Source organism: Pedobacter sp. Leaf170, assembly GCF_920984665.1.
GTDB lineage: Bacteria > Bacteroidota > Bacteroidia > Sphingobacteriales > Sphingobacteriaceae > Pedobacter.
This window is the reverse complement of the sequence record NZ_CAKLBP010000001.1, coordinates 794454-808948: the sequence shown is the minus strand read 5'-3', so window position 1 is coordinate 808948 and position 14495 is coordinate 794454. Positions and strand designations below refer to the sequence as shown.

Below are 14495 nucleotides of genomic sequence, written 5' to 3'. Positions count from 1 at the left end.
AGGAGGTTAACGGTATGTTGCAAGCTCTACTAAATAAAACAAAAGGCGATAGATGGATTTGGTTAATCATCATCCTGCTTTCGCTAATATCTGTAATGGCTGTTTACAGCGCTACAGGTACATTGGCCTACAAAAAAGGTGAAGCAGTAGAAAAGCTTTTATTAACAAAACACTTAATTTTTGTTTTGCTGGGTATTGGAATGATTTACATTTCTCACTTATTAGATTATAGGTATTACGCCGGCATATCCAAAATTTTGATGATTGTAACCATACCATTATTGTTATACACTTTAATATTTGGTACAAATTTAAATGATGCATCGCGTTGGGTTAAAATTCCGGTTATTGGCTTAACCTTTCAAACCTCCGATTTAGCTAAACTGGCTTTGATAACCTTTTTAGCCCGAATGCTCACCAAAAAGCAGGAAAATATCAAGGATTTAAAAGAGTCTTTTATTCCGATTATGGCTTCGGTTTGTTCGGTTTTTGTTTTAATTGCCCTGGCAAATATGTCAACCGCTTTAATGCTTTTTGGCGTAAGTATTTTGCTTTTAATTATTGGCAGAATTAGCATCAAGCAAATCTCTATTGTTTGTGCAGGTGGTTTGGTCTTATTATTACTTGTTGGTTTTTTAGGTCCGAGGAGTGAAACTTATAAATCGCGTATTAAAACATTTTTGCATCCGGAATTGGTGCATTCTGATAAAAGTTTTCAAGCCGACCAGGCAAAAATTGCTTTGGCAACCGGCGGTGTTTTTGGTAAAGGACCAGGTAACAGCACACAGCGTAATTTCCTTCCACACCCTTACTCTGATTTTATTTTTGCCATTATTATTGAAGAATGGGGAACGTTAGGGGGAATTGTGATTATGATGCTTTACCTGGTGCTTTTATATCGATGTATAAAAATTGTAACCAAGGCGCCCAAAGCATTCGGCGCTTTACTTGCCGCAGGCTTAAGCTTTAGTTTAACCATTCAGGCCTTTGCAAACATGGCGGTAGCAGTTGGTTTAGGTCCGGTAACAGGTGTTCCATTACCATTAGTAAGTATGGGTGGTACATCGATGATATTTACAAGTGTGGCCTTTGGAATTATATTAAGCGTTAGCCGCGATGTTGAAGAGAACGTTTTAGGTAAAGCAACACCCGATAAAGAAAAAATAAGCAATAAGGTTATTGTTGGAGAAATCCCAGCGATGGGTTAAAGGAAAGTCGTCAATGCGAGGAAGCATAACGACCCAATTTGTAGAAATATTAATAAAAAGATAAATAGAAAGAGATTGCTTCGTGCTTTGCAATGACGGAACAGTAATCTTAAAATAATTAAATATAACAAATGAATAATTCCCCAAAAATTATCATATCAGGAGGTGGCACAGGCGGGCACATTTTTCCCGCCGTTGCCATTGCCAATGCGCTAAAACGCATTGTGCCTGCTTGTGAAATTTTATTTGTGGGTGCAAACGGTCGGATGGAAATGGAAAAAGTTCCTGCTGCCGGATATAAAATTGTAGGCTTAAACATTAGTGGTATTCAACGTGGCTCTATTATGAAAAACCTGGCTTTGCCCTTTAAGGTTTTGGGTAGTGTAAGCAAAGCGATGCAATTGATTAATGATTTTAAGCCCGATGCTGTAGTAGGCGTGGGTGGTTATGCATCCGGACCTTTGTTGTATGCGGCATCGTTAAAAGGGATTCCTTATTTAATACAGGAGCAAAATTCTTACGCAGGTGTAACCAACAAATGGTTAGGTAAAAAGGCTTCAAAAATATGTGTTGCATTTGATGACATGGATGCTTTCTTTCCGGCAGACAGGATTTTGAAAACCGGAAATCCGGTAAGGGGAGAAGTGGTGGATATTAAAGGAAAGCATTATTCAGGTGCTGAGCTTTTAAAACTCGATCCGCAGAAAAAAACCATATTAATAACCGGCGGAAGTTTAGGTGCCGGAACTTTAAATAAGGCGATTGAAAAGCATTTACCGGAAATCCTAGCACAAGATGTTCAGGTAATCTGGCAAACGGGTAAGTTTTATTATAAAGGCATTATCGAACGCCTGGGTTTAAACTATCATCCAAATGTGAGGATTTTAGAGTTTTTAAACAGAATGGATTTAGCTTACGCTGCTGCAGATTTAATTATCAGCAGGGCTGGCGCAGGAACCATAGCCGAGCTTTGTATGATTAAGAAACCGGTGATTTTGGTGCCATCGCCAAATGTTGCAGAAGATCATCAAACAAAAAATGCTTTAGCGCTCGTAAAAAATAATGCTGCAATGCTTATAAACGACCGTTCTGCTGAAGATACTTTAGTTACAGAAGCTTTAAAGCTATTAAATGATAAAGAAAATAGCGAAATACTGGCGAACAATATAGGGAAGATGGCGCTGCCAATGGCAGATGAAATTATTGCTAAAGAAGTATTAAAACTGATAAAAGAAACAAGGAATTAAGAATCACATTTATAACATCTAATTGTTGTAAGTGGTTATTCAAAAAACATAAATCAAAGCATGGAATTAAGTAAAATAAATAGGGTTTATTTCGTAGGTATCGGTGGCATCGGTATGAGTGCGCTTGCCCGTTATTTTGCTAAACGAGGTTTAACTGTTTGTGGTTATGATAAAACCAGAACCAAGCTAACCGAAACTTTGGAACTTGAAGGTATTTCAATTTCCTATTTAGATGAAATTTCCACTTTACCCTCTTCATTTTTAAATAAGAACGATGATAGTTTGGTGGTTTACACACCTGCAATTCCTAAACATTCAGAAATATTAAATCATTTCATTGATAAGGGTTTCAGCTTAAAAAAACGTTCTGAAGTTTTAGGCATTATCAGCAAGGGTATGTTTTGTATTGCTGTTGCCGGTACGCATGGTAAAACAACTACCTCATCAATAGTAGCGCATTTATTAAAAGATACTGGCTATGATTGTACTGCTTTTTTAGGTGGCATTACCAGTAACTATAACAGCAACGTATTATTTGGAAACAATAATGTTGTGGTTGTAGAGGCCGATGAATATGACAGGTCTTTCCTAACCTTGCATCCTGATGTAGCGGTAATCACTTCTATGGATGCCGACCATTTAGATATTTATGGGGATAAAAGCCAATTGGAAGAATCTTTCCATTTGTTTGCTGGTCAGTTAAAACCAAATGGCATTTTGTTCGCTCACGAAGGTTTACCATTAGATAATTCTATTAGTTATGCAGTAAGTAATTCTGCAACAGCAAGAGCAGAAAATTTAAGGGTTGAAGGACACAAGTTCGTATTTGACTATGCAGATGGGCATCATACAATAAAGGATTTAAGCCTGATGTTGCCTGGTAAACACAATGTGGCCAATACAACTGTGGCCATCGCAATTGCTTTAAAACTTGGTATTGATGCTGAAAAGATTAAAGCAGCCGTGGCAAATTTTAAAGGTGTGAAACGTCGTTTCGAGTATATTGTAAACAACAATAATCAGATTTATATTGATGATTATGCGCATCATCCTGAAGAATTAAAAGCCTGCTTCGATGCGGTTAGGCAATTATATCCTGAAAAGAAATTGACAGTAATTTTTCAGCCTCACTTATTTACCAGAACAAGAGATTTTGCTGATGAATTTGCAAAGGTTTTATCTACCGCAGATGAATTACTGCTTTTAGACATTTATCCTGCAAGGGAATTACCGATTGATGGCATAGATGCATCTTTTTTATTAAGCAAAATCAGCTTAGAAAATAAAAAGATAATTGAAAAAGATGCGGTAGTTAACTATATAAAAAATACAAAGCCCGAGCTGATTTTAACTGTTGGCGCAGGCGATATTGATACTTTAATTGAGCCAATAAAAAACACTTTAACCAATGTTTAATCGGACAAACTGGAGCACAATTTTTACTGGGTTTGCCTGGCTTGTAGGCTTGGTAGGCGTGGTGGTGCTTTTAAGTTTTATTAATGTTAAAAAGCAAACGGTTAAATGTACAAATGTTAAAATATTAATTCCGGGCGCTGATAATTTTATTGAGAGAGAAGAAGTAGACCAGATTTTACGTGAAGATCAGGGTGTTCTAGTCGGCAGAAATTTAGAGCAGATTAACATTCATCAGATAGAAAAGAAACTTCAGGCTAACCCATACATAGGCTTTGCAAAGGTTTTTGTAGATATGGATGGAGTGCTGAATATCGAGATTAAGCAGCGTCAGCCGGTTTTAAGAATTTTAAATAATAGCGGCCAGGATTTTTATATTGACAATGATGGACTGAAAATGCCGATTTCGCCAAACTTTACAGCCAATGTACTTGTTGCTACAGGCAATATCCAGGAAGTATTTGGTACAAGGGTTGATACTTTGAGAACCCAGATGGCTAGAGATTTATATAAAACGGCCCAGTACATAAAAAGAGATACCCTTTGGGATAACCAAATCGAACAAATTACAGTGGATTTAAAAAATGATATCGAACTTATACCAAGGGTGGGTAACCAACGTATCATTTTAGGTAATGCCGATTCGCTAGATATCAAGATGAAAAATCTTTTGATTTTTTATAAAAAAGCGATGCCTCAGGTTGGCTGGGAAACCTACCGTACCATCAATATAAAATATACGAACCAAATTATCTGCGAAAAACGTGATTCGTCGTTAATCGCAAAGCAGGATAGAAAACTAACCGCAGTTGATAGTTTAAGCATTAGTAGAAAAGTTGCAGATTCTTTAGTAAGAGCCGCAATCGGCAAATCGATGGCTGATGATGCGGACGAGCGTACAGATGAACAGAAACAAACCACTGCAGCCTCAAAGCCAATTGCAACAAAACCCGAGCCTGCTAAAACTGTAATTAAAAAAGAGCCTGAAAAGGAAAAACCAAAAGTGATTGCAAAACCTGAGGTTAAAAAAGCAGAGCCTAAGAAAGAAGAAGTTAAAAAGACTACAACTGTAAAGCCTGTGGTAACTACGAAACCAAAAACTGATGCAAATCAGAAAACGAATAAAGAGAAAAAAAACAAATAGATCCCTTAGAAAAACATTATATAAAACTCAACAAAATTAACGAATATGGACAAGGCAAAACATACTAGTCAGTCTCCAATTGTAGTAGGCCTGGATATCGGCACTACAAAAATTTGTGTTATTGTAGGCCGCAGAACACAGCATGGTAAAATTGAAGTATTAGGAATCGGCAAAGCCGAATCGGCAGGTGTAACGAGGGGTGTGGTTTCTAATATTCAGAAAACCGTGCAAGGTATTATGCAGGCAGTTGAAATCGCCAGCGGGCAATCGAATGTAGAAATTCAGGTTGTTAACGTTGGTATTGCGGGGCAGCACATTAAAAGTTTGCAGCACCGTGGTATTTTAACCAGAAGGGAATTAAATAACGAAATCGGTAAAAAAGATATCGATAAGTTAATTGATGATATGTTTAAACTGGTTATGCCTCCGGGCGAAGAAATTATTCATGTTTTGCCACAAGAATTTACTATTGATAATGAGCCGGGAATTAAAGATCCTATCGGGATGGCTGGAGTGCGCCTTGAAGCTAACTTCCACATCATTTCTGGTCAGGTAACGGCGGTAAAAAACATTATTAAATGTGTTAATAATGCAGGTTTGCAAACTCAGGATTTAATTCTTGAGCCTTTAGCTTCTTCAGAATCGGTGTTGAGCGATGAAGAAAAAGAAGCGGGTATTGCACTTGTTGATATTGGTGGTGGTACAACAGATATCGCAATTTTTCACGAAGGTATCATCCGTCATACAGCAGTTATTCCTTTCGGTGGAAACAGCGTTACCGAAGATATCAGAGAGGGTTGTTCCGTTATGCGTAACCAGGCCGAATTGTTAAAAACACGTTTCGGTTCTGCTTTGGCCGAAGAGAATAAGGAAAATGAAATTATTTGTGTTCCCGGATTAAGAGGTAGAGAGCCTAAAGAAATTTCTGTAAAAAACTTGGCTTATGTTATCCAGGCTAGAATGGAAGAAATTATTGAGCATGTTTATTACGAAATCAAATCTTCAGGATACGAGAAAAAATTGATTGGTGGTATTGTAATAACCGGTGGTGGTGCTTTACTTAAACATTTATCTCAGGCGGTTGAGTATGTAACAGGTTTAGATTGCCGTATTGGTTACCCAAATGAGCATTTATCTAAATATGAGGATATGCCAAAAACCATTTATGACGATTTAAAAAGCCCGATGTATGCAACCAGTGTGGGTTTATTAATCAAGGGTATTCAAAGAGCCGAAGAGCAGGAAATAGAAATTAGAAAAGGTACGGTTATCGTTGATAAATCGAAACCAATTAAAGAAAAAGCCAAAAGCGGACCAGGTTTGTTCGATAAACTGCTAGGTAAAGCTAGAATTTTCATCCAGGATGATATGGATGTAAGTGATGAAGATTACTTGAAAGGTTAATTTTTTTCAACATGCAAAGAGTTTTCCACATTATGCACACTTGTGGAAAACGTCTGTTGAAAAAGTGTTAATATTACATGGAGTAATGAACAGAATTTAAAAAATTTTAAACAACTGATTCATAAGAATATGCAGTTCGAAATGTTAAAAGATAAGTCATCAATCATCAAAGTAATTGGTGTTGGAGGCGGTGGCGGCAACGCAGTAAACCATATGTACCTGTCAGGAATAACGGGTGTAGACTTTATTATTTGTAATACCGATGCTCAGGCTTTGGAGTCTAGTCCTATACCTAATAAGGTTCAATTGGGTGCTAGCTTAACCGAAGGGATGGGTGCAGGATCAATTCCTGAAGTTGGTAAAAACTCAGCGATTGAGAATATCGATGATATTAAAGCTATGCTTGGTAGTACAACTAAAATGCTATTTATTACTGCCGGAATGGGTGGTGGTACTGGTACAGGAGCAAGCCCAATCATTGCGAAAGCTGCAAAAGAACTTGATATATTAACAGTTGCAATTATTACCACACCTTTCTCTTTTGAAGGAAAACGCAGAAGATTGCAAGCTGATGAAGGTTTGGAAGAGCTAAAAAAATATGTCGATTCTTACCTGGTCATTTCTAACGATAGATTACGCGAGATTTTTGGAAACCTTACTTTAGGTTCAGCTTTCGGTCAGGCTGATGATATTTTAACAACTGCTGCGAAAGGCATTGCTGAAATTATCACTGTTCCGGGATATATCAACGTGGATTTTAAAGATGTGCGTACCGTAATGAAAGAAAGCGGTGTAGCCATCATGGGTAGCCATGCATCTGCAGGTGAGGACAGAGCTTTACAAGCTGTAGAAGGTGCTTTAGCATCTCCACTTTTAAAGGATAATGAAATTGAAGGTGCCCGTTATATTTTATTGAACATCAGCTCTGGTGCTCGTGAAGTTACCATGGATGAGGTATCTATCATTACCGATTACATACAGGAAAAAGCAGGTTTATCTGCAGATTTAATCTGGGGTAATTGTACAGATGAAACTTTAGAAGATAAATTATCGGTTACCATTATTGCAACAGGTTTCCAAACTTCTGATGAGCGTGTACATGAAGAGAAAAACAAAAAGAAAATCTCTTTATTAACACCTGAAGAAGCGCCTTTGGTTCGTCCTGTTGAGCCTGTTAATTCATTTATTCAGCCTAAAGCTGCGCCAGTAGCCGAGCCTGTAATGAAATTGAAAGAAGAGGCACCACAAGTTGATTTATTTGGCGGCATGTTTAACAAGGCAGAAGCACCAAAATATCAGGAACCAGAAAATGAAATTGTTCGCCATACATTAATTGAGGAAGAGCCACAAGCAGAAGCGCCTACAGAACAAGGTTTTGAGTTTGAAATAAAACTTGCAGAAACAGAATACGTTTTTGAAACCCCTGTTGTAGAGGCACCGAGAATGCCAGAGCCGGAACCTGAATTACCGGTAGTTGGTTTAGATGATAATAAAAATGATGAATCAGTAGAAGAGCAGTTGAAAAAATCAAAAGAGCGCATTATGCGCTTAAAAGATTTGAGTATGAAACTGCGTACAACTAATGGATTGCAAGAACTGGAAAACGAGCCAGCTTACAAACGCAAGCAAATGCAGTTACAGCAGGTTCAACATTCTTCTGAGTCTCAGGTTAGTCGCTTTACATTAAGTAACGACCAGGATGGGGGAACGGAGATTAGACCTAATAACTCGTTTCTTCATGATAATGTTGATTAATTTAATCAAAGCATAAATTTAAGGCTCCGATGTATCGGGGCCTTTTTGGCGTAAGGTTAAAATGTTAAATTTTTATAATTGACATCTTAGCGATGAATTGAGTTGATTTTAAGCCGAATAAACCGTAAATTCGCAAAATTTTAATACAAATAATAACACATAATACATTGGATATATTTGAGAAAATAGCAAAGCACATGGGCCCGCTTGGTCAACACCAAAAATGGTCTCATGGGTATTTTTCTTTCCCTAAATTGGAAGGAGAAATTGCACCACACATGCAGTTTAAAGGTAAAGAGCATTTGGTTTGGAGTTTAAACAACTACTTAGGTTTAGCTAATCATCCAGAGGTAAGAAAGGCAGATGAAGAAGCAGCAGCACAATTTGGGATGGCTTATCCGATGGGTGCTCGTATGATGAGTGGTAACTCGAAATATCATGAGCAATTGGAGCAAGAACTTGCTGCCTTTGTGGGTAAACCCGATGCCTTTTTGTTAAACTATGGTTATCAGGGAATGGTTTCTATCATCGATACTTTGGTTGATAGAAATGATGTTATTGTTTATGATGCAGAATCTCACGCTTGTATTATCGATGGTTTACGTTTGCACATGGGTAAAAGATTTGTGTATAAACACAATGATATCGATAGTGCAAAAAAGCAATTAGAACGTGCAACTAAATTAACAAAAGAATCAGGCGGTGGTATTTTATTAATTACCGAAGGTGTTTTTGGAATGAGTGGTGCACAAGGTAAATTAAAAGAGCTTGTCGAATTGAAAAAGGATTTCGATTTCAGAATCCTTGTAGATGATGCGCATGGCTTTGGTACAATGGGTAAAACCGGTGCCGGAACACACGAAGCTCAGGATTGTATTGAAGGAATTGATGTTTACTTCGGTACTTTTGCTAAATCAATGGCTGGTATTGGTGCTTTTGTGGCATCAACAGAAGAAATTACCAATTTCTTGAGGTACAACATGCGTTCTCAAACATTTGCTAAAGCTTTACCAATGCCAATGGTAATTGGCTTATTAAAACGCCTGGAATTGTTAAAAAGCAAGCCTGAATTAAAAGATAAGCTTTGGGAAATTGCAATGACTTTGCAAAAAGGTCTTCGTGAGCGTGGTTTCGATTTAGGGGTTACTGATTCTGTTGTAACGCCTGTGTTTTTAAAGGGTGAGCTGAGCGATGCTACAGCAATTACTTTTGATTTACGTCAGAATTACAGCATTTTCTGTTCAATTGTAGTTTATCCGGTTATCCCGAAAGGAATGATTGAATTGCGATTAATTCCTACTGCAGTGCATACACTTGAAGATGTACAACGTACATTAGATGCTTTTAGCGAAGTTGGTGAGAAATTAGAAAATGGCTATTACAAAGAAAATCAATTTGCCATAGTATAGCATTTTATAGATAAAATACATGCCCTTTAATTCAGTTTAAAGGGCATTTTTTGCTTTAAATTTTTTATAATAATCTGAAAATTAACTAATTGGATTATTTTTTTGTGATTTAATTGTTTATAAACACGATAAATGTGGATAAAAAGCAGTTTAAAGTGGTTTTTTTATCATGTTAAAAGTTTTTTTATTTAATTAAACACATTAAATTAGATACACGAATTAAATTAAAACTAAAAACCTAAAATTACAGGAGCATTTAAACATGAAAAAATTTGAAGAAGTAAAAAGTTTAGTTGCAGCTTTGGAAGCTGACGCAGACAAATTCTATAACAAAGGTAACAGTGCAGCTGGAACGCGTGTACGTAAAGGCATGCAAGATTTGAAAAACTTAGCGCAGGCTATTCGTTTAGAAGTACAGGATACTAAAAACAAAGCTTAGGCGATTAAAATATTATACATTGAAGGCCTCTTGAACATCAGGAGGCCTTTTCTTTTGTAATGGAATTTTTAATCAGTAAGTCTATCAGGTTTATAAATCTGGTTATTGCCATGTATTTTATTAATTGTTGTGGTGATTTACTTATCTCTACATTATTGAATATATAAATCATTAACTTTATTTAAAGTCACTAATCCAATCATGAAAAAAATAATTCTACTATTGCTGCTGTTAAGCACACAATTGGTTTATGCTCAAGAGAATTTAAATTTTGGCCGGCAGAAAGAGGTCATTTCTCCTCAAGCGAATGCTGATGGAACATTTACGTTTCGTCTTAAGGCACCAAATGCTAAAAAGGTTGAAATACATGGTGATTTTTTGGCTTCAAAACCAAATGGACCTTCAGTTGAACAGTTAAAATTAGGGACAGACAGCGTTTGGTCATACACTTCAGCAGTTTTACCTTCAGAGCTTTACAGTTATAGTTTTATTGTTGATGGATTGAAAATACGCGACCCAAATAATGTTTATCTCATACGGGATGTTTCTTCTGTTGTAAACGTGTTTTTAGTGGGAAATGGTAAAGCAGATTTATACATGGTTAAAGATGTGCCGCATGGAACAGTAGCAAAACGTTGGTATGAATCTGCCGGTCTAAAAACCAACCGCCGACTTACCGTTTATACGCCACCAGGCTACGAGGCATCTAAAACAAATTATCCTGTTTTATACCTGTTACATGGTGTTGGTGGTGATGAAGAGGCCTGGATGCAACTTGGTAGAGCATCGCAGATATTGGATAACCTAATCGCCGGGGGCAAAGCGAAGCCAATGATTGTTGTAATGACTAATGGACACACTAGTAATACGGCTGCCCCAGGTGAATCTTCAAAAGGATTATACAAACCGATTATGATGACACCTGATGTATTTAATGGCGATATGGAATCTTACTTTAAGGAAATTATTGATTTCACTGAGAAAAACTATCGAACCGGAAAAAATCAGAATGACAGGGCAATTGCAGGATTATCAATGGGTGGATTTCACTCGCTTTATATCTCAGCAAACTACGCTAAAACTTTTGGTTATGTAGGTTTATTTTCTCCGGCAATATTACCTCCTGCCAGTGCAAATAGCCCAATATATAAAGATTTGGATTTGAAACTTGAAGCACAAAAGAAAAATGGCTATAAGTTATATTGGATTGCCATCGGTAAAACCGATTTTTTATATAAGAATGTGAGCGACTTTAAAAAGAAGCTTGATGGCATGAGCTTTAAATATGATTATAAAGAAAGCGAAGGCGGACATACCTGGTCTAACTGGAGAGATTACTTATCCGAATTTACGCCAATGTTGTTTAAGTAATCTTATTAAATGAAAAAGGCTTCCAAACTCAATCTGGAAGCCTTTTCTATATAATTAAAATTTGATTATGCGGGTTGATTTATCTTCTCAAGTTCTGCAATGATTTGCTGTTCTAAACTTGCCGAAGCCTTTACCAATGGCAATCTTACTGTATCTCCACAAACATTTAAATGTTTTAAAGCCGCTTTAATTCCTGCCGGATTTCCTTCTGCAAAAGCCAAACGCGTAAATTCAACCAAACTTAAATGTGAAGGGTTAGCCGTTCGGAAATCGCCTTGTAAACATAAATTAACCATATCGGTAAAAGGTTTTGGAATCGCATTTGCAATTACCGAAATAACACCACTTGCACCTAAAGCAATCATAGGTAAAGTGATAGGGTCGTCACCAGAAATCAATAAGAAATCTTCCGGCTTGTCTCGCATTATCTGGTTAAACTGATCGAAACTTCCTGATGCTTCTTTGGTTGCAATGATGTTTTTAAAATCGTGCGCCAGTCTGCAAGTCGTTTCCGGACTCATGTTGCTCATGGTACGCCCGGGAACGTTGTAAAGAATTAAATCCAGGGGAGATATTTCAGCTAAATATTTATAATGCTGATAGATTCCTTCTTGTGTTGGCTTATTGTAGTAGGGGCTAACAGATAAAATTGCAGAATAACCTGTTGTATCAAAGGCTTTAAAGTCTTCAGCAACTGAAAGCGTATTGTTGCCACCAATTCCGGCAACTAAAGGCAGCCTGTTGTTGTTAATTTCAGCGGTAAAAGCCCACACCTTCTTCTTCTCTTCCTTAGTCATTGTGGCAGTTTCGCCGGTTGTGCCTAAAGAAACGAGGTAATCTACCCCGCCGTCCACCAAATGATTAATCAGGTTTTCTAAACCTTTATAATCAACTTGTCCATCTGTGTTAAAAGGTGTAACTAAGGCTACACCAGTACCCTGAAATTTGTTCATTATTGATATATTGTTTTTGTTTAACATAGGCAATTTTTTACCTATGTGTTCCTTTTGATTATAAATCCCCGTTTAGGATGTGTCTCATAATAATTAATATTTTACCTTAAGCACTTATTTTGCTAACATTCCAAGCAACTCTTCATCGCTTATAATTGGAACTTTTAATTTTGTAGCCTTTTCTAGTTTTGATGGCCCCATGTTATCTCCGGCAACTAAATAATCGAGTTTGCCGGAAATACCACTTAAAATTTTGCCGCCATTTGCTTCGATTAAATCCTTCAGCTCATCGCGACTATATTTTTCAAAAACGCCCGAAATTACGAATGTTTTTCCAATAAGTGTATCGCTGTCGAGCGTAATTACCTTTTCTTCAATTTCGAAGGCCAATCCGGCTATTTTTAATAATTCTATCTGCTTCAAATGCTCCGTATTTCCAAAATACTCAACAATGCTTTCCGCAATACGCTGGCCGATTTCATCTATCGCAGTTAATTCTTCAACAGTTGCGTTAGCTAGCTTGTCGATATTTTTAACGCCTGCAGCAAGTTTCTTTGCAACTGTTTCGCCAACATACCGAATACCTAAACCAAAAAGCACTTTTTCAAAAGGCATAAGTTTAGATTTTTCAATACCACTTAGCATGTTTTCAATTGAGCGTTCTCCAAATCTATCAAGCGATTTTAGTTGTACAGCCTTTTCATGCAAAGTATATAAATCGCTGATGTGATTTACCAATCCATTTTTGTAGAAAGTTTCAATAGTTTCATCACCCAAACCATCAATATTCATCGCTTTGCGAGAAATAAAATGTTGTATTTTACCTACAATTTGTGGCGGACAACCTTCATCGTTTGGACAATAGTGTACTGCTTCGCCCTCTTTTCTAATAAGTTCGGTTCCGCATTCCGGGCAGTTTTTGAGATAATGAATTTTTTCAGCGCCACTTTTGCGTTTATCAACATTTACCATTATTATTTTAGGGATAATTTCCCCTCCCTTTTCAACAAAAACTGTATCGCCTTCGTGCAAATCTAACCGTTCAATTTCATTGGCATTATGCAAAGTTGCTCTTTTAACGGTTGTGCCGGCAAGTAAAACAGGCTTTAAATTTGCAACCGGCGTAACTGCACCGGTACGCCCAACCTGGTAAGTTACTTTCTCGAGTATAGTTTCTACCTCTGCAGCCTTATACTTATAAGATATTGCCCAACGTGGAGATTTGGCCGTAAAACCTAATTCCTGCTGTTGAGCATAACTGTTTACTTTAATTACAATACCATCAATATCGTAGCTTAACTTAAAACGTTCGTTTTCCCAATGGTGAATAAATGCTAAAACATCATCAATATTTTTAACAAGCCTGTTGTGCTCGCACACATGAAAGCCCCAATCTTTTACCGCATTTAAACTTTCCCAATGATTTTTAAATTCATTTTTATCCGTGTAAAGGAAGTAAATAAAACCATCCAAAGGACGTTTGGCTACCTCCTTGCTATCTTGCATTTTTATCGTGCCTGATGCAAAATTTCTTGGATTAGCATAAGGAATTTCCCCAAGTTCTTCGCGGGCAGCATTCAGCCTTAAAAAAGCTGCCTTATGCATAAATATTTCACCCCTTATTTCGAAATGTTCGGGTGCAGCTTTTGTTTTAATTTGATGCGGTATGGTATGTATCGTTTTTACATTATTGGTTACCTCATCGCCTTTAGTTCCATCACCTCTGGTTACAGCCCTTAAAAGCTTGCCATTTTCATAGGTAAGGCTAATGGATAATCCATCAAACTTAAGTTCGCAAACGTATTCAAAATTATCACCAATAGCTTTTCTAATGCGCTCGTCAAAATCACGTAAATCTTGCTCATTATAAGTGTTCCCTAGCGAGAGCATTGGATATTTATGCTGAACTGTCAGAAAATTTTTCGTGATGTCGCCACCAACTCGCTGCGTTGGGGAATTTGGATCAGCGAAATCTGGGTTTGCCAGTTCTAATTCTGCAAGATGTTTGAGTTTTTTGTCAAATTCAAAATCGCCAATAGTCGGCATTGCCAAAACATAATAATTGTAATTATGCTGGTTTAATTCGGATACTAATGCATCCATTTCTTCTTTTACTGCAAATAGCGACATAACACAAAGATAAAAAAAGCAG

Annotated in this window: 11 protein-coding genes; 9 read left to right on the top strand and 2 right to left on the bottom strand. The window is 37.1% G+C overall.

The annotated features are described in order from the left end of the window. Positions 1 to 14: 14 nt before the first annotated feature. From LUA90_RS03745 to LUA90_RS03705, 9 genes are all read left to right on the top strand, one after another. A complete protein-coding gene (locus tag LUA90_RS03745) occupies positions 15 to 1208 on the top strand; it encodes an FtsW/RodA/SpoVE family cell cycle protein (protein ID WP_231461966.1) in 1194 nt (397 codons plus the stop codon). Positions 1209 to 1339: 131 nt separating this feature from the next. Continuing rightward, positions 1340 to 2455, top strand: coding sequence for an undecaprenyldiphospho-muramoylpentapeptide beta-N-acetylglucosaminyltransferase (murG, locus tag LUA90_RS03740; protein ID WP_231461968.1), 1116 nt, complete (start codon positions 1340 to 1342; stop codon positions 2453 to 2455). A 60-nt stretch (positions 2456 to 2515) separates the two neighbouring features. Next, positions 2516 to 3871 (top strand): UDP-N-acetylmuramate--L-alanine ligase, encoded by a 1356-nt coding sequence (murC, locus tag LUA90_RS03735; protein ID WP_231490206.1) that lies wholly within the window; start codon positions 2516 to 2518, stop codon positions 3869 to 3871. Beyond that, the gene (locus tag LUA90_RS03730; protein ID WP_231490204.1) at positions 3864 to 5012 is read left to right on the top strand and encodes a cell division protein FtsQ/DivIB; all 1149 of its coding nucleotides are present in this window, start codon (positions 3864 to 3866) and stop codon (positions 5010 to 5012) included. The genes murC and LUA90_RS03730 overlap by 8 nt, the downstream gene beginning before the upstream one ends. 45 nt (positions 5013 to 5057) lie before the next feature. Next, entirely contained in the window at positions 5058 to 6416 is a 1359-nt protein-coding gene (gene ftsA / locus LUA90_RS03725) for a cell division protein FtsA (protein WP_231461973.1), read from the top strand. 129 nt (positions 6417 to 6545) lie between these two features. Continuing rightward, positions 6546 to 8171, top strand: coding sequence for a cell division protein FtsZ (gene ftsZ / locus LUA90_RS03720; RefSeq protein WP_231490203.1), 1626 nt, complete (start codon positions 6546 to 6548; stop codon positions 8169 to 8171). 167 nt (positions 8172 to 8338) lie between these two features. Next, positions 8339 to 9580, top strand: a complete 1242-nt coding sequence (locus LUA90_RS03715; protein ID WP_231461994.1) for an aminotransferase class I/II-fold pyridoxal phosphate-dependent enzyme — start codon at positions 8339 to 8341, stop codon at positions 9578 to 9580. 262 nt (positions 9581 to 9842) lie between these two features. Next, a complete protein-coding gene (locus tag LUA90_RS03710; RefSeq protein ID WP_010602932.1) occupies positions 9843 to 10019 on the top strand; it encodes a hypothetical protein in 177 nt (58 codons plus the stop codon). A 201-nt stretch (positions 10020 to 10220) separates the two neighbouring features. Continuing rightward, complete coding sequence (locus LUA90_RS03705) at positions 10221 to 11390, top strand: esterase (RefSeq protein WP_231461997.1); 1170 nt, start codon at positions 10221 to 10223, stop codon at positions 11388 to 11390. A 65-nt stretch (positions 11391 to 11455) separates the two neighbouring features. Here LUA90_RS03705 and dapA read toward each other — a convergent pair whose 3' ends face one another. Together dapA and ligA are read right to left on the bottom strand one after the other, a co-directional pair. Beyond that, positions 11456 to 12343 carry a 4-hydroxy-tetrahydrodipicolinate synthase gene (dapA, locus tag LUA90_RS03700; RefSeq protein ID WP_231462009.1) on the bottom strand — a complete coding sequence of 296 codons (888 nt, stop codon included), beginning with the start codon at positions 12341 to 12343 and terminating at the stop codon, positions 11456 to 11458. Between the two features lie 114 nt (positions 12344 to 12457). Beyond that, entirely contained in the window at positions 12458 to 14473 is a 2016-nt protein-coding gene (gene ligA, locus LUA90_RS03695; RefSeq protein ID WP_231490201.1) for an NAD-dependent DNA ligase LigA, read from the bottom strand. Positions 14474 to 14495: the final 22 nt, after the last annotated feature.

Coding starts and splice junctions, on each gene's coding strand:
- ftsZ (WP_231490203.1), top strand. CDS start 6,546: ATGCAGTTCGAAATGTTAAAAGATAAGTCATCAATCATCAAAGTAATT.
- dapA (WP_231462009.1), bottom strand. CDS start 12,343: ATGAACAAATTTCAGGGTACTGGTGTAGCCTTAGTTACACCTTTTAAC.
- murG (WP_231461968.1), top strand. CDS start 1,340: ATGAATAATTCCCCAAAAATTATCATATCAGGAGGTGGCACAGGCGGG.
- murC (WP_231490206.1), top strand. CDS start 2,516: ATGGAATTAAGTAAAATAAATAGGGTTTATTTCGTAGGTATCGGTGGC.
- ligA (WP_231490201.1), bottom strand. CDS start 14,473: ATGTCGCTATTTGCAGTAAAAGAAGAAATGGATGCATTAGTATCCGAA.
- LUA90_RS03730 (WP_231490204.1), top strand. CDS start 3,864: ATGTTTAATCGGACAAACTGGAGCACAATTTTTACTGGGTTTGCCTGG.
- LUA90_RS03710 (WP_010602932.1), top strand. CDS start 9,843: ATGAAAAAATTTGAAGAAGTAAAAAGTTTAGTTGCAGCTTTGGAAGCT.
- LUA90_RS03705 (WP_231461997.1), top strand. CDS start 10,221: ATGAAAAAAATAATTCTACTATTGCTGCTGTTAAGCACACAATTGGTT.
- ftsA (WP_231461973.1), top strand. CDS start 5,058: ATGGACAAGGCAAAACATACTAGTCAGTCTCCAATTGTAGTAGGCCTG.
- LUA90_RS03745 (WP_231461966.1), top strand. CDS start 15: ATGTTGCAAGCTCTACTAAATAAAACAAAAGGCGATAGATGGATTTGG.